At 72.1% G+C, this 21,448-nt stretch carries 11 protein-coding genes, 1 tRNA gene and 9 pseudogenes; 5 read left to right on the forward strand and 16 right to left on the reverse strand.

The window, feature by feature from the left end; translation table 11 throughout:
• Nucleotides 1–28: 28 nt before the first annotated feature.
• The 3 genes and pseudogenes from UG55_RS03865 to UG55_RS32180 form a co-directional block, all read left to right on the forward strand.
• A complete protein-coding gene (locus UG55_RS03865) occupies nt 29–805 on the forward strand; it encodes a hypothetical protein (protein WP_242423700.1) in 777 nt (258 codons plus the stop codon).
• Nucleotides 806–1,076: 271 nt separating this feature from the next.
• Nucleotides 1,077–1,716: ABC transporter substrate-binding protein (locus UG55_RS32175; protein WP_242423701.1), on the forward strand; the 640-nt coding region annotated here is incomplete at its 3' end.
• Between the two features lies 1 nt (nt 1,717).
• Nucleotides 1,718–2,435 (forward strand): annotated as a pseudogene (locus UG55_RS32180) (ABC transporter substrate-binding protein); the annotation flags it as partial.
• Nucleotides 2,436–2,459: 24 nt separating this feature from the next.
• Here UG55_RS32180 and UG55_RS26845 read toward each other — a convergent pair.
• Both UG55_RS26845 and polA read right to left on the reverse strand, forming a co-directional pair.
• The gene (locus UG55_RS26845) at nt 2,460–6,299 is read right to left on the reverse strand and encodes an EAL domain-containing protein (protein WP_083986380.1); all 3,840 of its coding nucleotides are present in this window, start codon (nt 6,297–6,299) and stop codon (nt 2,460–2,462) included.
• Nucleotides 6,300–6,541: 242 nt separating this feature from the next.
• Nucleotides 6,542–9,262, reverse strand: coding sequence for a DNA polymerase I (gene polA / locus UG55_RS03880; protein WP_066062967.1), 2,721 nt, complete (start codon nt 9,260–9,262; stop codon nt 6,542–6,544).
• 66 nt (nt 9,263–9,328) lie between these two features.
• On the opposite strand from polA, the gene UG55_RS03885 reads away from it, so the two are divergent.
• Entirely contained in the window at nt 9,329–9,820 is a 492-nt protein-coding gene (locus UG55_RS03885; RefSeq protein WP_066062968.1) for a PaaI family thioesterase, read from the forward strand.
• A 293-nt stretch (nt 9,821–10,113) separates the two neighbouring features.
• On the opposite strand, the gene UG55_RS32185 is transcribed toward UG55_RS03885, so the two are convergent.
• From UG55_RS32185 to UG55_RS03920, 12 genes and pseudogenes are all read right to left on the reverse strand, one after another.
• A partial coding sequence (locus tag UG55_RS32185; RefSeq protein WP_242423702.1) for an ABC transporter ATP-binding protein occupies nt 10,114–10,624 on the reverse strand: 511 nt, incomplete at its 5' end.
• 1 nt (nt 10,625) lies between these two features.
• Nucleotides 10,626–11,028 (reverse strand): annotated as a pseudogene (locus tag UG55_RS32190) (ATP-binding cassette domain-containing protein); the annotation flags it as partial.
• Between the two features lie 41 nt (nt 11,029–11,069).
• On the reverse strand, nt 11,070–11,939 hold the full coding sequence (locus UG55_RS03895; RefSeq protein WP_066062973.1) for an ABC transporter ATP-binding protein: 870 nt from the start codon (nt 11,937–11,939) through the stop codon (nt 11,070–11,072).
• On the reverse strand, nt 11,936–12,757 hold an 822-nt coding region (locus tag UG55_RS32195), incomplete at its 5' end, for a branched-chain amino acid ABC transporter permease (RefSeq protein WP_242423703.1). The genes UG55_RS32195 and UG55_RS03895, both read right to left, overlap by 4 nt.
• A gap of 17 nt (nt 12,758–12,774) precedes the next feature.
• Nucleotides 12,775–13,333, reverse strand: a pseudogene (locus UG55_RS32205) (branched-chain amino acid ABC transporter permease); the annotation flags it as partial.
• Between the two features lie 137 nt (nt 13,334–13,470).
• A pseudogene (locus UG55_RS32210) lies at nt 13,471–13,683 on the reverse strand (branched-chain amino acid ABC transporter permease); the annotation flags it as partial.
• A gap of 1 nt (nt 13,684) precedes the next feature.
• Nucleotides 13,685–14,403, reverse strand: a pseudogene (locus UG55_RS03905) (branched-chain amino acid ABC transporter permease); the annotation flags it as partial.
• A gap of 120 nt (nt 14,404–14,523) precedes the next feature.
• Nucleotides 14,524–14,824 (reverse strand): annotated as a pseudogene (locus tag UG55_RS32215) (branched-chain amino acid ABC transporter substrate-binding protein); the annotation flags it as partial.
• A gap of 1 nt (nt 14,825) precedes the next feature.
• Nucleotides 14,826–15,219, reverse strand: a pseudogene (locus tag UG55_RS32220) (ABC transporter substrate-binding protein); the annotation flags it as partial.
• A 1-nt stretch (nt 15,220) separates the two neighbouring features.
• Nucleotides 15,221–15,663 (reverse strand): annotated as a pseudogene (locus tag UG55_RS32225) (ABC transporter substrate-binding protein); the annotation flags it as partial.
• 219 nt (nt 15,664–15,882) lie between these two features.
• Complete coding sequence (locus UG55_RS03915) at nt 15,883–17,460, reverse strand: branched-chain amino acid ABC transporter substrate-binding protein (protein WP_083986381.1); 1,578 nt, start codon at nt 17,458–17,460, stop codon at nt 15,883–15,885.
• Entirely contained in the window at nt 17,457–18,056 is a 600-nt protein-coding gene (locus UG55_RS03920) for an ANTAR domain-containing response regulator (RefSeq protein ID WP_066062981.1), read from the reverse strand. The genes UG55_RS03915 and UG55_RS03920 overlap by 4 nt, the downstream gene beginning before the upstream one ends.
• Before the next feature lie 185 nt (nt 18,057–18,241).
• On the opposite strand from UG55_RS03920, the gene UG55_RS03925 reads away from it, so the two are divergent.
• A tRNA-Leu gene (locus tag UG55_RS03925) sits at nt 18,242–18,317 on the forward strand.
• Nucleotides 18,318–18,659: 342 nt separating this feature from the next.
• Here the strand turns inward: UG55_RS03925 and UG55_RS03930 are convergent.
• Both UG55_RS03930 and UG55_RS28180 read right to left on the reverse strand, forming a co-directional pair.
• A complete protein-coding gene (locus UG55_RS03930; protein WP_066062983.1) occupies nt 18,660–18,857 on the reverse strand; it encodes a helix-turn-helix transcriptional regulator in 198 nt (65 codons plus the stop codon).
• Nucleotides 18,857–19,033: pseudogene (locus tag UG55_RS28180) on the reverse strand (DUF2975 domain-containing protein); the annotation flags it as partial. The gene UG55_RS03930 and the pseudogene UG55_RS28180, both read right to left, overlap by 1 nt.
• Nucleotides 19,034–21,448: the final 2,415 nt, after the last annotated feature.

The following is a 21,448-nucleotide window of genomic DNA, read 5'->3' on the forward strand; positions in this document are numbered from 1 at the left end:
CGGGCGCGTGCCGGGTAAGACTGGACAAGTGGAGCCGACCGAGACCGAGGCCGAGGCCGAGGCAGCCGTGCCCGGCGTTCCGACCGGGCCACGACGCCAGCTCCGCACGCGGCTGTGGCCGACGCTGCTGACCGGTACGTTGCTGGGGGCCGGCGGCCTGGGCCTCGCCTTCCTGCCCGCTCTGGCGGGCTCCGCGCCGCTGCTGCTCGTGGCGCTGCGGCCGACGCTGTCGGTTCTCCTGCTCGTCGGCGGTGAGGTCGCGTTCGTTCCCGCTCTGCTGATCGCGACAGTGTTCCGGGCGTTGCTCGACATCGGCTACTTCGGCCTGGCCCGCAACAACGTCCGGTCGCTGCTGTTGCGCCGCGTCGGCACCAGCCGCCTGGTGGTCGCACTGTCGCGGCGGTGGGCGCAGCGGGGCCTGCTGTGGTTCTGCCTCGTGCACACAAATCTGGCGATCGACGCGGCGCTGGGCACGGGCTCCGTGCCGATGCGGCGGTTCCTGCGGTTCATCATCCCGGGGTCGGCGATCTCGTCCGCGCTCTACCTTTCGGCGGGCGGTGCGCTCTCCCCGTGGACTCTCGGCCTCGTCCGCTGGATGGACGACCACGCCGGCATGCTCATCCTCGGCGGGGTCGCGCTCGCCGTTGGCCAGGCCGCGGTACTCCTCATCATCCGTCGGGCGCGCGCCGCCCGACAGGCTGCCGCCGCCCGCCAGGCCGCCGCCGCCCGCCAGGCCGCCGCCGCTCGCCAGGCCGTTGTTCGTGGATCAAGGTCGGGTGGTTCGGGGCAGCAGGCCGGGGGCTGACCCGAGGCCGGGGTGAGGCGAGAGTGAGGGTGAGGGTGGCCAGCCCGAGGCCGCGGTGACAAACCTGTCTGATCGGCAGGCCACCTGAGTGCCGAACCGGCCCCGAGGCCGGACGGATGACCACCCCGGGCCGGTACCGGGACACCACCGCCCCGTCCCCTCCGACGTCCAGCACCCCGCCCGCGGACACTTCGGCCCGCGGCCACCCGGCCGAACGCTGTTACATCAGGCACCACTCCTGCGCGCGCGGAGGACGAAGCGCCCGCCGAGCATGCCGGCAAGGCATGCGCCATCTCCTTCGCGGGCCGGACCACCAGCCCGGACGTATTCGGTTGTGAACGTCCGTGCACTCCGCCGCCACCGCGCGCCGGACCGGGAAAGGTGGCCCGCCCTGGTGTTCCCGAAGCGCTCTTTCGGTACGACGCTCGTCACTGTCGTGGGTGTGATCGCGGTGCTGGTCGGTGCCTGCGGGGCGAAGGGCTCCGCCCGCGGCGGAACGGCCGCCGGCGTCTGCTCCCCCGGGGTCACTGACCGCCAGGTCAGGGTGGGTGTTCTCTACCCGGACAGCGGCCCGGCGGCCGCCCCTTACCGCGGTTTCCGGGCCGGGGTCGAGGCGCGGGTCGCGAAGGAGAACGCGGCTGGCGGCGTCGCCGGACGCCGGATCACGACCGTGTGGCGCGACGACGCCTCCAGCGCCAGCGTCAACCTGAGCGCCGCGAAGAACCTCGCGGCCGAGGGTGCCTTCGCGATCCTGGAGCACACGGCGTTCTCGGAACAGTCCGCGCCCTGGCTCGACGAACAGGGCATTCCGGTGCTGGGCGTCGCCGACCAGCCGTTGTGGGGCGACCACGCCAACATGTTCGCCTACAGCGCGGTCAGTGACGATGTCGAGACGACGGCCACGTTGGGCCNGTTCGTCACCTCCCGCGGTGGCTCCCGCGCGGCGCTGCTGGTCGACCCCGCCTCACCCGCCTCGCGGAGCTACGTCGCGGGGGCCCGGCGGAGCCTGGAGGCGGCCGGTGTCCAGGTGGTCTACGAGGAGACCGTCGAGCGGAACACCATGAACAGGGTGGTCCAGCGGATTCTCCAGGCCCGGGCGGACACGTTGGTCGCGGCGACATCCCTGGAGATCTACACCGGCCTGCTCATCGCGGCCGCCGAACTCGGCCGGCCGCTGGATGTCGCGGTGTCGCCCGCCGGCTACGACATGACCACGCTCGCACCGGGGTTCAGGCAGGCTCTGGTCGGCAGCTACGCTCCGCTGCCCTTCGCCGCGCTCGAACGTGGCCTGCCCGCCCAGCAGGCATATCTGGCCGCCATGGCCCGCTACGCCCCCGAGCTCCAGCAGCCGGGCCTGCCCAGCGCGGTCAACGGCTGGATCAGCGCCGACCTCTTCCTCCGCGGCCTGCGGGCCGTGGACGGCTGCCCGACCCGGGCTTCCTTCATCCGCGGGCTCGCCGCCGTCAACGACTACGACGCCGACGGTCTGCTCATGCAGAAGGTGGACTTCAGCACCGGGCGCGGCCGGCCGGACAGCTGCGCCGACTTCGTCCGGGTCTCGGCGGCCGGTCTGGGCTTCGAGGTGGTCGAACCGTGGCCGCGGTGCGCGGACAACGGCCACCTGCCGTGATGCCGCTCGGCGCGGAGGCGGCCCTCAGACCACCGAGCGCATCGGGAAGCGTCTCGTCCCGGCCTCACGGGCCGCGACCATCGCCAGTAGCTGGTTCTCCGCGTCGATGAGCGCGCTGGTCAGCGGCTCATGGCTTCCCGTCACGCCGATCCCGACGGCGAACGGCGCGGTGGACTCCCGCCCCCAGCAGCGGCGGAGCTCGTCGACGGCCGTCTCGGCCCGCTCCCGGCCGCCGGTCGGGACGGCCAGCGCGAACTGCCGCTCCGACCAGCGGGCGAGATAACGCGGGTCACCGGCAACGGTCCGCAGGTCGCGGATGAAGCGGGCCAGCCGCTGGTCCGGGCAGTAGCCGGCCCCTGCCGGACCCCTGCCAGCACCGTTTGCGACCCTGCCAGCACCGTTGTCACCGGCTGGTCCGGTGCCGCCGGCAGCACCGCCCGCACCGGAACCGCCTGCGGCACCGGCGGCACCAGGCACACCGTTGTCAGCAGCGGCGACACCGGCACCACCGTTGGCAGCGGCGACACCGTAGGCGCCTTCCCCGGGCAGCTCGAAGAGGCAGACGGCCGTGCCGACCGGCAGCTCCCCGAGTGCGGTCAGGAAGGCCGATCGGTTGGCCAGACCGGTCATGGTGTCCGTCTCCGACGCACGCTCCCGGGCCCGAGCGGTCAGCATGCGCCCGAGCCCGTGCCCGGCTTGGCCCGCCAGCAGGGAGAAGATCTTTTCCAGTGCTGGATCGATGGCTAGGAGGGGCTTCGACCAGCGCAGGCAGACAACACCGACCACCCCGCCGGAGCCCGGCAGGGGAAGGATGAACGCCGAGGCCACCGGAAGGGTGCGGACGAGGTCGGAGTGGAAACCGGAGTAGGAGGGCGCGTCGGCGACGAACAGCGGCCGGCGCGTTCGCAGTGCCTCCCCCACCGAGGTCGCCTCGTCCCGGAGGAACCGCTGACCCCGGGGGATGACCGGCTTGTGCCCGGGCGCGGCGGACGACTCGACGGCGGTGAACCCGGCGGATCCGGGCCCGTCCGCCACCAGGACCGTCGCGACATCCGCACCGGCAAGGTGCCGCGCGGTGTCGGCGAGCAGGGACGCCGCCGCGGGCACGTCACCCCGGTCGCCGAGCTGGTCGAGCGCGTGGGTGGTGTCTGTCACGACCTCCAGCAGGACGCACTCCCGCCGGGTGTCCATCATGATCATGGCATGCCGGGCCAGGCTCTCCAGGGCTTCTCGCTGCCCCGGACTGAGCCGTCTCGGGATGCGGTCACTGATCGTGATCGCGCCGATGGAGTGACCGTCGATCGTGCGCAGCGGCACCCCGGCGATGAACCGCACGGACCGATGGCGATAGGCCCGGGTCCCGTGCGCGAACCGGGTGTCAAGGGTGGCGTCGGGAACCTCCAGCAGCTCCCCGGCAGCAACAGCGTGTGACGCGATGCCGACCCTGGCCGGCACATCCTGCATCTCATGGCCGAAGCGGCCGAGGTAGACCTCCGAGCGGGCGCCGACGAGGACCACCGAGGCCACGTCACAGCCGGTCAGCGTGCCCGCGAGAGCCGCGACGTCGTTCAGGCGGTAGGTGTGCGGCTGAAACGCGATCTCGTAGCGACGGACAGCCGCCATCCGCGCGGCATCCTGCCCGGCGAGCGGCGCGGGGATGCCGTACCGCTTCGTCTGCGCCGCGGTGAAGGGGACATCCGAACCAGCGACCTCGCCCGTGCCCTCGGCCGCCGCCGCCCCGCCGGACTCCGCCGCCACGCCGCTCCCGGCCTCGCCGGCCCCGCTCCCGGCCTCGCCGGCCCCGGCAGATGCCCCGGCCCCGGCCCCGGCTCCGGCGGCGGTCCCGGGACCGCCGTTCGCCACGCCTGCCGGCACCGCGCCTCCAGTCACCGCGCCCCCCGGCGGGGGGTCCGCCGGCGCGGCATCCGCCAGGGCCGCACCTCCCCGCACGGGCACCGGCCGGGCGCTCCTTTCGTCCATTTTCGTCGCCTTGGCCGCGAGCAGGTCACTCAGATGATCAGGTGCGCGCGGCCGCGAGATCACTTCGCCCTGCAGGATGTCGCAGCCGAGCTCCGTCATCATGCGCAGGGTCCGCTCGTCCTCGACGCCCTCACCGACCACCCGCAGGCCCAGCCGGTGCCCCAGGTCGAGCACCGAACGGACGATCGCGGCGTCCTGCAGGCTGCCCCGGACATCCGCGACGAAACCCCGGTCGATCTTGACCTCGTCGAACGGGAGGGCCTTGAGGATCTCCATCGAGCTGTAGCCGGTGCCGAAGTCGTCCAGCGACAGCTTCACCCCCTTGCTGCGCAGCTCCCGCATCATCGCCGCCGCCCGGCCGGGCTGGGTCACCAGCGCGCTCTCCGTCATCTCCAGGGTCAGCAGGTCGGGCGGCAGGCCGTGCCGGGCAAGCGTCGAGGTGACCAGGTCGGGCAGGTCGTCCCGGACGAGCATGCGGGCGGAGAGGTTGACCGACACCGGCACGTACAGTCCCTGCTCGCACCAGGCGGCGCACTGGCGCAACGCCTCGTTCAGCACCCAGCGGGTCATGTCACCGATCAGCGCCGAGCGCTCGGCGATGGGCAGGAAGGCACCGGGCGGAAGCAGGCCGCGGGTCGGGTGACGCCACCGCACGAGGGCCTCGGCCCCCACGATCTGCCCGGTCGCCGCGGCCTGCAGCGGCTGGTAGAAGACGATGAGCTCGTCCCTGGCGATCGCCGTGCGCAGCTCCGCGTACAGGGAGATCTCCCAGGCGCGCACACCGGCGATGCCCACGTCCCACAGCCCGACCCGCTCGCCCTGGCGCTTCGCCCGGCTCAACGCCACGTCGGCGCACGGGAGCAGCGCGGCGGTTGTCTCACCGTCCCGCGGCGAGACCGCCAGCCCAGCGCTCGCCTCGATACCGACTTTGATGCCGTGGACCTCGAACGGGCCTTCGAGCTGGCCCAGCACCGAGCTACCGAGGTCCCGCAGGAGGCGGTCCCGACTCGGCGGCTGCGAGTCGCCTTCTCCGGGGTTTCCGGGTTCACCGGGTTCACCGGGTTCACCGGGTTCACCCGCGGCGGCGCCTGCTTGCGCGCCCTCCGGCGGGCACTCGATGACCAGCGCGAACTCGTCGCTGCCCAGCCGGCCGACAAACGACGGGTGCGGCGTCACCGCGGACAGCGCGCGGGCGAACTGGCGCAGCAGCTCGTCCCCGCCTTCGTGCCCGAGCGCGTCGTTGACCTCACGGAACCGGTTGATGTCGATCAGCAGGAAGACGACGTCCCGGCCCCGATCCCGGGCCCGGGCGATGACCGGGTCGGCGATGAGGGACAGGCCGCTGCGCGCGACGAGCGAGGTCAGCGGATCAGCGAGGGCCTGCCGATGGCGCCACTGGAACAGGCCGGACACCACCACGCAGCCGCCCACCGAACTGAGCAGCGCCATCAGCAGCAGCGCCGGCGATCTGGTCAGGTCGCTGTTGGCCCAGGCCGCGAGGGACGTCATGAGCACGAGCCAGCAGGCCAGGGCCACGGTGCGGCCGAGCCGGAGCACCGCGGAGTAGGTCGCGAGCCACGGGAACCAGAGGAGGAACAGCTCGCCCCCGCTGCCGGGTATCGCGTCCGCCGCCGTCAGACAGAGCCCGACCGCCATGGACGCCGCGGAGATCAGCGGAAGCCACGACCTCGGATCCTCGTGGGTGATGAGCGGACGGAGCATGGCGATGTTCGCCAGCGCGATGCCGAGCCCAGCCCACGATCCGAGCCGCAGATAGCCCGGCGAGGCCGGAATCACGGCGATGAGCAGGAAGAATCCCGCGATCCCGGCGACCAGAACCGTGAGCAGGCGGCGGCGGTCGACGACGATGGGACCGCTGGACACGGCTCAGTTCCCTCCCCCCGCCCTGGCGGACCGCAGGTCCACGACGGACTAGGTCCGCCCCCGCCGGGCGCCTTCCAGCGCACCGCCGATGCCGGGCCGCGCAGGCGGCGCCGTGGGCATGGACAGCCGGAGAATTCCCGCGACCGGAGTAGGTGACACGCCCCTGGTCTGCGCAATCCGTCGCCGCACGCCCCGACTCGTCCCCGGAAAGGCGGATATGGGGGAAGGATTCGCCGGAACTTTCAGTGGCCCGCCTCGTCCCAGGTCCGCCCGGCGCCGACGCTGACCTCCAGCGGGACGGACATCTGGTAGGCCGCGGCCATCTCGGCGCGCACCAGCGCCTCGACCTCCGCCCGCTCACCGGGCGCGACCTCCAGGACGAGCTCGTCGTGGACCTGGAGCAGCAGGCGGGAGCGCAGGTCACGCGAACGCAGGGCGCGGTCCACACCCAGCATCGCGATCTTGATGATGTCCGCGGCCGAGCCCTGGATCGGGGCGTTCAGCGCCATCCGCTCGGCCATCTGCCGGCGCTGGGTGTTGTCACTCGTCAGATCGGGCAGATAGCGACGGCGGCCCATGATGGTCTCGGTGTAGCCGTCCCGCCTGGCCTGGTCGACCACGCCGCGCAGGAAGTCCCGGACGCCCCCGAACCGGGCGAAGTAGGCGTCCATGTGCTCGCGGGCCTCGTCCGGGGCGATGCCGAGCTGGCCGGCCAGGCCGAAGGCGGACAGCCCGTAGGCCAGCCCGTAGGACATCGCCTTGATCCGCCGGCGCAGCTCGGGGTCGACCTCCGACACCGGCAGCCCGAACGCCTGGGCGGCGACGAAGGTGTGCAGGTCCTCCCCCGAGGCGAACGCCTCGATGAGCCCGGCGTCGCCGGACAGGTGCGCCATCAGCCGCATCTCGATCTGCGAGTAGTCCGCGGTCAGCAGCGTCTCGAAACCCGCTCCGACGACGAACGCCTGCCGGATCTGCCGGCCCTGCGGGGTGCGGATGGGGATGTTCTGCAGGTTCGGGTCGGTGGAGGACAGCCGGCCGGTGGCGGCGATCATCTGGTTGAAGGTCGTGTGGATGCGCCCGGCATCGTCGATCATCGGGATGAGCGAGTCGACCACCGTCTTCAGCCGGGCGACGTCCCGATGGTGCAGCAGCACCGGGATCAGCGGGTGGTCGGACTGCGTCGCCAGCCAGGCCAGCGCATCCGCGTCGGTGGTGTAGCCCGTCTTGATCCGCTTGGTCTTGGGCAGGGCCAGCTCGTCGAAGAGGATCTGCTGGAGCTGCTTGGGCGAGCCCAGGTTGAACGAACGCCCGACGATGCCGTGCGCCTGGGCCGCGACGTCCTGGACCTCGGCGCTGTAGTGCTTCTGCAGCTCCAGCAGGTGATCCTCGTCGGCCGCGATGCCGGCGCGCTCCATCCGGGCCAGCACCTCCACCAGGGGCAGCTCCATCTCCCGCAGCAGGCGGGCCGCGGACCTGCGCTCCAGGTCGGCGTCGAGCGCCTCGGCCAGTTCGAGCGCCGCGCGGGCGCGGATGGCGTCGGCCTCGGCCTCGTCGGCCTCACCGGAACCGTCGAGGGTGAGCTGGCCACCCGCGGCGGTCTCCGCCTTCAGCTCCCGGTTCAGGTAGCGCAGCGTCAGGTCACCGAGGTCGAAGGAGCGCTGGCCGGGCAGCGCCAGGTAGGCCGCGAGCGCGGTGTCGCTGGTCACCCCGGCGAGCGTGAACCCGGCCTCCGCCAGCGCCAGCATCGGACCCTTGAGATCATGGCCCGCCTTCGCGCGGTCCGGGTCCGCGAGCCAGGCGCCCAGGGCGGACGAGTCGCCGGCGGTGAGCTTGGCCGGGTCGATCCAGGCCGCCGCGCCGTCGGCGGCCGCCAACGACAGCGACACGAGCACTCCGGTACCGCGCCCCCAGGTGCCGCGCAGATGCAGGCCCGTCCGCCCGGCGCCGGCGGCATGCTCGGCCAGCCAGGAGGCGACCTCGTCCGGGCCGAGCATCGCGAGGTCGATCTCGAAGCCCTCGTCGGCGGCCGGCGGCGCGACCGCCAGCGCGGCGTACAGCCGCTCCCGCAGCACCCGGAACTGGAGCGTGTCGAAAAGCTGGTGGACGGCCTCGCGGTCCCACGGGTGCAGGCGCAGCTCGGCCGGCGACACCTCCAGCGGCACCTCACGGGCGAGCTCGGTCAGCGAGCGGTTGCGGATGACGTTGGCCAGGTGCGCGCGCAGCGAGGCACCGGTCTTGCCGCCGATCTCGTCGGCCCGGTCCACCAGGTCGGCCAGCGAGCCGAACTGCTGGATCCACTTGGTCGCGGTCTTCTCCCCCACTCCCGGCACCGAGGGCAGGTTGTCGGACGGGTCCCCGCGCAGCGCGGCGAAGTCGGGGTACTGCACCGGCGACAGGCCGTACTTCGCCTGCACCTCGTCGGGGGTGAAGCGGGTCATGTCGCTGATGCCCTTGCGGGTCATCAGCACCGTCACCCGTTCGTCGACCAGCTGCAGCGCGTCCCGGTCGCCGGTCACGACCAGGACGTCCATCCCCTCGCGGGCGGCCTGGGTGGCGAGGGTGGCGATCACGTCGTCGGCCTCGTAGCCGGGCGCGCTCACTCCGGGCACCGCCAGCGCCTCGCAGACCTGGTGGATCAGCGCGACCTGCCCGGCGAAGTCCGCCGGGGTCTCGGCCCGGCCGGCCTTGTACTCCGCGTACTGGGTGTGCCGGAACGTCGGCGTCGGCAGGTCCCACGCGACCGCGACATGGGTGGGCTTCTCGTCGCGCAGCGCGTTGATCAGCATCGAGGTGAAGCCGTAGACGGCGTTCGTCGGCTGACCGGTCGTGGTCGAGAAGTTCTCCACCGGCAGCGCGTAGAAGGCCCGGTAGGCCAGCGAGTGCCCGTCCAGCAGCAGCAGGCGGGGACGGTCCGCAGCGGGAGCCGAGGAACCGCCGGAGGGGGACGAAGTAGTCGCAGGCACGCGGCGAGTCTAGGACGTCGGTACGACAGGTCCGATGTCGCCGGCCACCGTACTAGTGTTCTGGTCGTGCCCCCTTCGGTGACGGATCCGGACGCGCTGCTCGCCGAGCTCAACGCCCACCGCGGCGAACTCGCCGAACGCATGGGAATCATGCTCACGGAGGCCAGCGCGCACCGCGTGGTCGCCACCATGCCGGTCGCCGGCAACCGCCAGCCGTACGGCCTGCTGCACGGCGGCGCGTCGGTGGTGCTCGCGGAGACGGTGGGCTCGTACGCCTCGATGCTGGCGGCGCAGCCCGACCGCGCCGCCGTCGGCATCGAGATCAGCGCCACGCATCACCGCGCGGCCACCGACGGGATCGTCACCGCGGTCGCGACGCAGGTCCACGCGGGATCGACGCTGGCCACCTACGACATCCGGATCACTGACGAGGCCGGCCGGCCGGTGTGCACCTGCCGGCTGACCTGCATGCTGCGCGACCGCCCGCCGGCGGGCGGGCAGACCCCGGGCGGGCGCACCCAGGGCGGGCGCACCCAGGGCGGCCCGGCCCCCGCGTAGAACACCCAGGCCACCTCGGCACATAACCGCCGAACCACGCGCCCGGGCGTCCTGCTACCTTCGTCCCAGGTGGACGCCCGGGGCGGCCGAGTAGAAAACGCCGGGCACGGGGAAGGTTCGGACGGCACCAAAGACCATCCCGGGCATCCGCCAAGAGCCGGCCGGCGGCACCGCTCGGCCGGCGACACCGTTCAGCTGGCGATGCCGTTCAACTGGCGATGCCGTCCGGCCGGCGCTCCTGACGGGCCGCTCCCCGGCAAACGTCCGTCCCCGGAGCCGCCGCCGGGCAGCCGCTAGGAAGCGACCGGATCGGCGTCGTGGGCCCCGCCCAGGTAGGCGTCCCGCACCCGGGCGTCGCGCGCGAGATCGTCGGCCGTGCCCTCCAGGACGATCCGGCCGGTGTCGAGCACATAGCCCCGATGGGCTATCCGCAGCGCGGCGGCCGCGTTCTGCTCGACCAGCAGAACGGTCGCCCCGTCGGCGTTGATCTCCCTGATCACGGCGAAGATCGTCGCCACCAGCTTCGGTGCCAGGCCGAGGGACGGCTCGTCCAGCAGGATGAGGCGGGGCCGCGCCATGAGCGCCCGCCCGATCGCCAGCATCTGCTGCTCCCCGCCCGACAGGGTCCCCGCGGGCTGCCCGGAACGCTCCGCGAGACGGGGGAAGAGCTCGTGCACCCGCTCCAGCTCCCGGCGGGCCCCGCCGCGCGCACGCCCAGGCCCATGGCGCCCTCGCCCGCCGCCACGCCCGCCGCCACGCCCGCGTCCACGGTCGAGGAACGCTCCCATCGCGAGGTTCTCCGCGNCCGTCATCGCCGGGAAGATCCGCCGGCCCTCCGGCACATGGCTGATGCCGAGTGCCGCGATCTGGTGTACGGCCAACCCCGGCGCCTCGCCCAGCTGGCCCGGCCGCTCCCCCGACCTCCGCGGAGCCCGCAGACTCGCCGATTTCCCCGACTTGTCGGACTTCTCGAACTTCTCGGACTCCTCCGGCCTCTCCGGCCTCTCCGGCTCGGCGGGCGCCGGCTGCGCGCCCGCGAGGCGGACACCGCCGAACCACACCGACCCGCGGACGGGCGCCAGCAGTCCGGAGATCATCCGCAGGGTGGTGGTCTTCCCGGCTCCGTTCGCGCCCAGCAGCGCCACCACCTCGCCGGCGTCGACCCGCAGTGAGATGCCGCGGACGGCGGTGACCGCCCCGTACGCCACCTCGGCGTCCCGAACCTCCAGCAGCGGACCGGCCGGCGGGCTCACGACCCACTCCGTTCGTCCTCGGTGTCGCCCCGTGCGTCGTCGGTGTCGCCGAGGTATGCCTCGATGACCGCGGGGTCGGACCGGACCTGGTCCGGAGGCCCGGTGGCGATGACCCGCCCGAAGTTCAGCACGACGATCGAACGGGCCACCGCGGCGACCAGCCGGATGTCGTGCTCGATGAGCAACACCGAGACACCCTGCGCGGCGATGGCCCGGATGAGCGCCACGAGATCCCGCCGCTCGGCGGCGGTGGCCCCGGCGGCGGGCTCGTCCAGCAGCAGCAGGGACGGCCGCGTGCCCAGCGCCCGGGCGATCTCCAGCCGCCGCTGCTCCCCGTAGGGCAGGCTCCCCGCCGGCCAGCCGGCCCGCTCCCGAAGCCCGACGAAATCCAGCAGGTGGTGGCAGCGGTCGACGACCTCGCGTTCCTCCCGGCGCACGGCCCGGGTCGGGACGAGCCCGCGCAGCGCGCCCGCCCGGGCCCGCATCTCGACGCCGACCTGCACGTTCTCCAGCGCGGACATATCCGGGAAGAGACGGATGTTCTGGAACGTCCGGGCGATCCCGAGCCGGGCGACCCGATGCGGGGAACGGCCCACGAGCTCGACACCGGTGTCGCCCGGGCGGAAGCGGGCACTGCCCCGCTGCGGCCGGTAGGCGCCGGTGAGGCAGTTGAACAGCGACGTCTTGCCGGCACCGTTCGGGCCGATCACCGCGAGCACGCTCCCCCGCTCCTGCCGCAACGACACCGCGTCCAGGCTGGTGAGCCCACCGAAGCGCAGGGTCACCTCACGCACGTCGAGAATCGGGTCGTCCGCGCCCGGCGGTCGCGGGCCGGGGATGAGCTCAGCACCGGAGAGGGCGCTCATGACACCGGCTCCGGCCCCGGTACGGGGGAGGTTCCGCCAGGCGCTGTCCCGGCCGGCGCTGCTCCCGCGGGCGAGGCTGCCCCGGGCGCCGTGTCGTGGCCGTCCGGGCGGGTCGGCGGCACGGCCGTGGAAAGTCGCGCCCGGTGGGCACGTGGCGGCAACAGCCCACGAGGCCGGAAGATCATCATCAGGACCACGACGGCCCCGAAGTAGATGAAGCGATCGGCGGGCGGCACGGTGTCGCGCAGCAGAAACGCCGTCCCCTGCAGGACCAGCGCGCCGAGCACCACCCCGATCCGCGAGCCCATCCCACCGAAGATCACGATGGTCAGCACCAGCAACGAGGCCTGTAGCCCGAAGGACTGCGGATTGAAGAACTGCTTGGTCGCCAGCACGACGCCCGCGAACCCCGAGACGGAAGCGCCGACAGCGAAGGCCAGCAGCTTCATGCGTGTGGTGGCCACCCCGGTGGCCTCGGCCGCCACCTCGTCCTGGCGGATCGCCGTCCACGCCCGCCCCGTCCGCGAGCGCTCCCAGCGACCGAACACCACCATCGCCAGCACGATCAGCGCGACGAGCAGGTAGTAGTAGGGCAGCGGGTCCAGGCCCCAGGCGAAGTGGGCCCCCGGCAGGTCAACGGACAGCGGCGGCAGGCCGAAGACCCCACGCGGCCCGCCGGTGACACCGTCGGCGTTGTTCGCCAGCAGCTGGACGATCTCCCCGAATCCCAGGGTGACGATCGCCAGGTAGTCGCCACGCAGCCGCAGCGTCGGGCCGCCGAGGACGACGCCGGCGGCAGCCGCCACCACCAGCGCGACNGGTAGCGCGAAGAACNGGTTGACCTGCCAGGGCGCGTGCCAGGGCATCGCGTCCGCGGAGGTCACGTAGGCCGTCGTGTAGGCCCCGATCGCGAAGAACGCGATGTACCCGAGGTCGAGCAGGCCGGCGTACCCGACCACCACGTTGAGACCGAGTGCGAGCAGCGCGTAGATACCGATCTCGCTCACCAGGGCCTGCTGGGCGGCGGTCGACAGCAGCGGTGGCACCACCAGCGCCGCGACGAGGAACCCCGTCTGGCCGAGCAGCGCCCCGGGCCGTCCGGAAAGCATCTCGACGGCCCGCGGCAGCACCCCGGAGCCGGCGGCGGGAGCCGAGACCGGACCAGCGGCCGAACCGGAGGCGGAGATCGAACCGGAGGCGGAGGCCGAACCGGCCCGCAGCCGCGTGCCGGCGGCCGCCCGGACCACTCGCGCGCGGGCGGCCAGCCGGTCGCTGCCGAGCAGCACCACCCACAGGCCCAGCGCGCCGGCGGCGAAGATGAGCACCCGCGGCAGCGCGAAGGACCCGGTGATCCCCGCCAGCGGATGGTCGGCGTCGCCGGACGGACCGGTCATCACCGCCGCCAGCGCGGACAGCCCGCAGGCGATGCCCAGGCACCGCGGCCCGCGCGACCCGGCCAACCGGTTCCAGCGAGAGCTCACCCGCCGGCGGACGTTCCCGGTCCGGCGGGCGCCCTCGATCCGGTGGGCACTCAAGCGGGCCGCCCCAGACGCGTCCCGAGCAGGCCGGACGGCCGCACCAGCAGCACCGCGACGAGCACCGTGAACGCGATGACATTCTTGTAAGAGGCGTCGAACAGATACCCGCCGAAGCTCTCGACCAGGCCGAGCAGCAGGCCGCCGACGACCGCTCCACGCACGTTGCCGATCCCGCCCAGCACCGCCGCGGTGAACGCCTTGATCCCNGGGACGAATCCCATCGTGTAGGAGGCGTTGAACGTCATGGCGTACAGGAAGCCGCCCGCACCGGCGAGGAGCCCGCCGAGGACGAAGGTCACGACGATGACCTTCTGGACGTCCACCCCCATCAGCCCGGCGCACTCGGAGTCCTGCGCCACGGCGCGGATCGACTGCCCGAGGCGGGTCCCGGCGACCAGGTGGTCGACGGCGAGCAGCATCAGCAGCGCCGTGGCGGCGATCACCAGCGACTGGGTGGAGATCTCGGCGCCGAGGACCGTCACCACCGTCCGGTTGGCGAACAGGTCGGGCACCGGGACGCTCTGCCGGCCGAACTCCTTGCCCGCCAGGTTGAAGGCGAACAGCGAGGCCCCGATCGCGCTGATCAGATAGGCCAGCCGCGGGGCACCGCGCCGGCGCAGCGGCCGGTAGGCGCACCGCTCCAGCAGGTAGGCCGACGTCCCGCCGGCGAGCGCGCCGGCGGCGAGCCCGACCAGCACCAACCCGAGCGAGGCCAGCCCGGACGGGGTGGCACCGCCCTCCCCGACCAGCGCCCGGCAGGCGAACAGGCCGCCGAAGGCGCCGAGCATGAAGACCTCGCTGTGCGCGAAGTTGATGAGCTGGAGGACGCCGTAGACCAGCGTGTAGCCGAGGGCGATCACCGCGTAGAGCGACCCGATCATGAGCCCGTCGATCGTGAGCTGACTGATCTGTTCAGCCGAGCCCACGCCGAACTCCTTCGCGCCGGACTCCCCGCGGCCGGGCTCCCCGCGGCCGGACTCCCCGCGGCCGGACTCCGTGGGCTCCGGTTCCCTCGGGCCGAACTCCTGCGCGCCGGGCCTTCCGGCTCACGGCTTGACGAGCGAGCTGACCGGCCCGAGCATGATCCGCTTACCGTCCCGCACCTGGTACACGTAGACGGTCGAGCCCATCACGTCGCCGTTGCGCTCGAACTTGATCCGCTTCGTGACGCCCTGCAGGTCGACGGAGCCGAACGCGGCGAGCACCGAATCGCGGCGCGCGCCGGTGCCGAGACCGCGCAGGACGGAGATGACGGCGTTGGTGGCGTCGAAAGCCTCCCCGGAGTAGGTGCCCGGCTTCAGCCCGCTGTTCACCCGCTTGTACTCCGAGACGAAGCTCGCCGCCGCCNGGTCGGTGTTCGCGTCCGAGCAGGGGCAGGTGATGAGGGTGCCTTCGGCGTTCGCCGCCCCGGCCTGGCGGATGAACTGGTCGTCGTTCGACCCGTCCCCGCTGAGGATCACGCCGTCGTACCCCTTGCCCCGCAGCGCCTTGGTCAGGAGCGCGAAGTCCGCGTAGTACCCGGAGTAGTAGACGGCGTCAGCGCCATCAGCCATGATCTTGGTCGCCTGGGAGGTGTAGTCCTTGGTCGGGTTGATCCCGTCATGCGTGAACGGGACCTTCGCCTGCTCCAGCCCCCGCTCGATGGCGGCCGACAGGCCCGTGCCGTACTCGCTGCGGTCGTCCAGGGAGTACACCCGCTTCGCCTTGACGGCCTTGGCCAGGTACTCGGCGGCGCCGGCGCCNTGCACGGTGTCCGGGGCGATCACCCGGTAGAAGCTGCTGAAGCCGAGGTCGGTGAGCGTCGGGTTGGTCGCCGACGGGCTCACCGACAGCAGCCCGGCCTGGCTGTAGAGCGGCTCGCTGGACTTCGTCGGCGCGGAGAACACCGGACCGACGACGGCCATCAGATCGGGGTTGTCGATCAGTTTCTGGGCGGCGGTGGGGCCCTGCTCGGGCAGCCCCTGGTCGTCGGAGGCGACGATGCGCACCGTGAAGGGCAGGGATTCGTCCTGGTTGGCCAGCTCGACGGCGGTCAGCACACCGTTGTAGGCGTTGATGCCCAGCTGCTGATTCTCGCCCGACAGCGGCCCCTGGAACCCGATGAGGTATTCCTTCTTCCCGCCGTTGTCCGAGTCGCTCCCGCACGCGGCCAGCACCGCGCCGACCAGCGCGAGGCCCGCGACCATGGCGGCGGCCGGACGCAGCACCGCAGTCCGCCTCGGGGTGGTTCGAAGGGGCCGTGGGGTGGCCGTCATGCAACGTCCTTCCGCTGCTTCCACCGGCGCGCGGGCGCGCTCCGCGGAGCGGAAACTAGTCGCTCCTCCCCAGCTATGAAAGCTCAAAGTGAGCGTGTCACGACTTCCCGTGGCACTTGAGTGCTTCGCGAAACGTCCGACCCCGGATCGTCAGCGTGCGGACTCGTTACGCAACGGGACGAAACGCTCGCCCACCACCGAGTACAGAGCGATCCGGGGACCGCGCAGGTCGCCCCGGTCGTCGAAGGCGACCTGACCGGTGACGCCGGCGAACTCGCCGCCGCCGACCTCACGGACCACGGCCGCGCGCACCGCCCCACTCACCGCGATCCGCCCTGGCAGCACGGCCGCGGCAGCCCTGATCAGCGCCCGGGCGGCATCGTAGGCGGCGGCCGCCACCGGCGGGATCGCATCCGCCCGCAGCTCGGCGAGCTGGGCGTCGCGCGTCCGCTGGATCTCCCGCTCCCGCTCCGCGTCCTCGGCCGAGCCCGTCGCGGTGCCGTCGCCGCGGCCCTCGGCACCGACGGAACCGGCCCCGCCGTCACGCTCCGTGGCACCCCCGTCCGGGTTCACCGCCTCGGTCGACGCCGCACCCGTGGTCGACGGCTCGCCGCTGCCGCCGCTGCCGCCGTCCGGCAGCAGATCGCCGAGGCCCTCCGGCTCGCCGAACCGCTCCGTGTAGGCCGCCACGAAGGCACCGGCGGAAGACAGCTGGGACAACGGGACGGACAGGTCGGTGATCACATCGCCGTCGGCGAGCGACCCGGCCCGCTCGACATAGTCGTGGTCAAGCAGCCCGTCCGCGCCGAGCACCTGCACAGACGCACCCTCGTCGGCGAGCTCCGCGCGCAGCTCCCCGGCGAAGGCCGCACCCGTGGCCAGGTAGACCAGGTCCGGCGCCTCGTCCCGGATCGCCCGCGCCGTGCGCTCGACCTGCTCGTCGTCGGCCGACCGGCCGTCAACCCGGTGCACCGTGGGGACGATCGCGCCCTCGTCGCGCACGTCGCGGGCGAACCGCTCGGCGAGCGTGATCATGCCGTAGTCCGGGCCGCCGTCGACGACACTGATCCGCGACCGGCCCAGCGCGTGGACGGCGTAGTCGGCCGCGGCCCGCGCCAGCTGGGCGTCCGTACCGCTCAGCCGAAAATAGGTGGGGAACGGACGCGCGTCGGGACTGTCCGGCCGCTCGGTCAGCGTCGGCTCCGCGTTGGCCGGCGAGATGACCGGAACGCCCGCGTCGCTGAGCCGTTCCAGCGACACCATCGCCACGCTGGAGCTCACCGGGCCGACGACCCCGAGCGTCCGCTCGTCCCCGGCGAACAGGTCCGCGCCCGCCGCGCCGCCGTCCGGCCGGGACAGGTCGTCGTGCGCCACGACCTCCAGCCGCCAGCCGGGGACGGCGCCCTGCTCGTTCGCCTCCTCCACCGCCAGGGTCACCGCGTTGCGCACGCTCACCCCGGCATCGGCCGACGCCCCCGACAGCGGTGCCATCACGCCGATCGTGGCGACCCGCTGCCCGGCCCCACCGTCCGCGCCACCCGCCGCGGACACCAGCAGGAACCCGGCCAGCGCCGGGAACGCGAGGGCCACCACCGTGAGCAGGGCGAGCAGCCCCCGGCCACGGGGCGTGCGGGCCGAGCGGAGCACCCAGCCCCGGAACCGGTGCGCGCCCTCCTCCACGGCTCGCGCCGCGACGCGGACCCGCCCGGAGAGCGCGTCCCGGGTCACGAGCCCGGCAGCGCCTCACCTGACAGCACGGCCTCGGCGACCGCGCGCATCGTCCGGCGCTGGTTCATCGACGTCCGCTGGATCCAGCGGAACGCGTCCGGCTCCGTCATCGAGTGCTCCGTCTGCAGGACGCCCTTCGCCCGCTCGATGATCTTCCTGGCCTCCAGGCGGCCCTGCAGGTCCTCGACCTCGGCCTCAAGGCTGACGATCTCGGTGAACCGGCTCATCGCCATCTCGATGGTCGGCAGCAGGTCCTTCTTCTGGAACGGCTTGACCACGTAGGCCATCGCGCCCGCCTCGCGCGCCCGCTCGACGAGCTCCCGCTGGCTGAACGCGGTGAGGATCACCACCGGGGCGATGCGCTCCTTCGCGATCTTCGCTCCCGCGTCGATACCGTCCATCTTCGGCATCTTGACGTCGAGGATCACCAGATCCGGACGCAGCTTGCCCGCCAGGGCGACCGCCGTCTCGCCGTCGCCGGCCTCGCCGACGACCTCGTAGCCCTCCTCCTGGAGCATCTCCCGAAGGTCCAGCCGGATCAACGCTTCGTCCTCAGCGATCAACACCCGACGCGGCGTCGAGGAAGGCTGGCTCATCGAGTCGAACTCCCGGGCTCTGCGGTTGTCTGGGTTCCGCCGTGGTCACGATCGGGCGGCGGACGCGGGCTACGCCCCGCCGCCCCGTAATCTGACCGGGTCGGGCGGTCGAATCGCACCCTACCCGGCTAGAGTCGTCCACGAGAGGTTCGACCGCGGATACCGCGGCGCGGACCTCCGGGCCGGCCCCGGTACTCCAACGGCAGAGAGACGGTGCTCAAACCACCGACAGTGTGGGTTCGAATCCCACCCGGGGTACCATTGCGATGTCTCGGGACATCGGAGTCAGCCGAACCTACGATTCGTGGGTTCGGCTGTTGTGCGTTCGGGGGCGGGTCCGCGGGGTCGGCCGATGGGCTGGTAGTCGCGGGTCGGGTCGATGGTGACTTCGCGGAGGAGTCGCCGGCGGCGGCGATGACGCGGACGTGCAGGTCCTGGACGAGGAGCAGGACGTGGGTTCGGGCGTGGGTTTGTCCCTACGCCAACGTCACACCGCTCTGGCGGCAGGAGGCATGACCGCGCTCCCGATCAGACCCGTCCACATGGCCGGGTTCACGGCTTCCGATATCCGCGATTCCTTCATGCGCCCGCGGAGTCCTCGGGCTACCAGCGCAGCAGGCCGCCCGGCTGGCAGTTGAGCACCTCGCAGAGCGCGGCGAGGGTCGCGAAGCGCACCGCCTTGGCGCGGCCGTTCCTGAGGACCGCCAGGTTGGCGGGAGTGATCCCCACACGGTCCGCGAGTTCGCCCACGGACATCTTCCGCCTGGCCAGCATCACGTCGATGTCGACGGCGATCGGCATCAGATCACCTCGTCCAGCTCGGCCTGCAGCTGCGACGCCTCGACATCGCGAGCGACGGCCTGGGCGAGCAGCATCCGCAGCACGAGCACAATGAGCGCGACCCCCAGGACGGCCAGGCCGACCCCGCCCATGATGACGGTGACGCCCGGGTCGTCCCGCTGGCCCGGCGCAGTGACACACCGAGCACGCGGGCCAGAACGGTTGAGTCGTCTCCGGAAGGAGAACCGACAGCTCCGCGAGGAACGCGACATCCTCCTCAATGCCTCCCTGACCGGTAGGGCGACGCTGACTGTCGGCGTCCCGTCGTTGTCTGTCACCGAGCCGAGCCGTCAGCTCGGGTCGGCGAGCCGCGCCAGCCACGCCTTGAAGGTCATGGAGTGTGGCGGGTTGGCCTGCGCGGCGACGGCGAGTGCCTCCCATCGGCCGATCTTGTCGCCACACACTTCGATGATTCTCGCCGCGATCTGTTCGGCCCGATCGGCGTAGCCGAGCACATGACGGGCGGGAAGGAGTTCCAAAAGCTCGGGTGTGGTGTAGCGGCTACGGAGCAAGCCCTCGGAGGTGAGGTCACGCTGCGCGGCTGGACCACGCAGATACCGCACGTGATCATGAAGTACCGCCAGCGGGTCAGCGTTCCCGGCCAACTCGTCGTCTCCCGGAACGGGGATATATCTGGGCCGGCGGGCCGCGGTCTGCGCGTGGAGTCGGTCCAGCTGGGCGCGGCATGCCCGCGCGAGGTCCTCGTCGGCCAGTTCCAACAGCCGCTGCAACGGTTGTTCGTCCAATGTCGACAGAAGAGAATCAAGATCGACACGGGGCGTCGCCGGATTGACTACCAGCGCCACGATCGCGTCGCTGCGCTGAGTGTGCTCGTCAGGCACGTCGGGGTAGTAGCGGGTGATCGACGACGGGGGCCGCGCCGGCTCGGCGGCGGCCACCGCAGCCGCAGCCGCAGCCAGCAGAACGGGATCATCCGTCAGCGTGGCGAGGTCCCTGATGCCCGACCAGTCTGGCCCGAGGTGCCTGCACTGCGGCGTCCAGCCCTCATCGACAGCGTCTTTTGCGATCTGCCGCATCGCATCCGCCGCTATCACGCGGAGCCGGGGCCGGCGGCGGACATGCCTCGCGGCGACCGACATCCGCACCTCACCGTCCAGCCGGGCACGCACATCGTCGAGGGTCACCCGAGGAAGACAGGCGACCAGCACCTCATCGGAAAGCTCATCCGGATACTTCAGAAGGACCGACTGGACGATCTTCACATGCTTGCTGTCCCNGGCGAGGCCAGCCCACAGGTGCGGCACAGGTTCGAGCAAAGCCCAGACCGCCTGCGCGCGACGCTCCTCTTCCGCCTCGATCCGTTTCAAGGCACTGTCTCGTTCACGTTGGGTCATCTCTGCCAACTTGGCTCGACGCTCGCCTGGCACCATCAGCGCATCGAGCAGAGCCAAGCGAACGTCTTCTGGAATCGGGACACCGATCCGGCCCTCCCACAGGTGAGGAACCGAACGAACGTCATCGGGCCGCAGCCTGGTCGCCATCTCGCGCGCCATGACCAGCCAGCCCTGAGCGGCGCAGTACACCACCAACGACGGCTCAGCCCCATGCACCGCCTCCGCTGTCTCGACGAGCCCCACGTCAGCAGGCCAACGCTCCAGCATCGGGACGACCTCATGCCGCCGGACGGCACGGACAAGATCCGCCCGAGTGCCCGAGTCCAGATCGGAACGATCCGCCACGTCCCGCAGACGATCCGGAGACATCGCGGCGACAGCGGTCACCAACCCCCGAAGGCTGCCAACTCCCAGGCTCCGGCTCCGGATGAGAGCGTCCACCACTGACGTATCCATACGTCACCTCCGACACCTGCCGCACGGCCAACATCTTCATTGTCCAAGCGCGCCGAACTCGTAGGCGTTCCCACTGTCGCCGCGCCGCCGCAGCGTCATGGTCGCTGCAGGGCGCCCCGGGCCGAGGCACGCCGCCTGACTACCGGCCGCGAAACGCGACGCAGACCGTCCACATCGAAGCGGAACGGCCGGGCCGCCCGGCCTTCCGCGGGCGGCGCTATATAGAGCATGCTGACGACTCTTGGGAGGCGTTGGGGGCCGGCTGGTTCCATCCCCTCGTGCGTAGCCCCGCTGGGCGCCGGTAATGGTGCAGCGAAAACCGGGCATCCGAGCCGTCGGAGGCGTGCCCAGCAGAAATGGCTTCCCTATTCCAGCAATGGAAACGCCTCGCGCCGGCCGGGCGGCGGCCTGTTCGACGAGCGGGTTACCCACCCGCCGCATCAATCGGCGGCGCCCAAAGAACGGCACGAGCGCCGGCCCGACCGTCCAGCGGGGGCGCAGACCGGCCCCACTCGAAATCCAAAGGTCCGGGTCCGNACCCGGACCGACCCGGTCAGCAACCAGACCCAGCCGCCCTCTGAGCGGACATCAACCCGACCGCGGCCCACACGCGACCGGCGGAGCCGGCGGAGTCTTCTGGTAGTCCTTCCAGGGTTACCTTGCTTGAAGGCCAATCTCCGAATAGCGGCCTGCGATACGATTCGGCGCCGATCGATTCGGCTTATTCCTGGGGGGGCAGGG

The sequence above is a fragment of the Frankia sp. EI5c genome (assembly GCF_001636565.1).
Classification (GTDB): domain Bacteria; phylum Actinomycetota; class Actinomycetes; order Frankiales; family Frankiaceae; genus Parafrankia.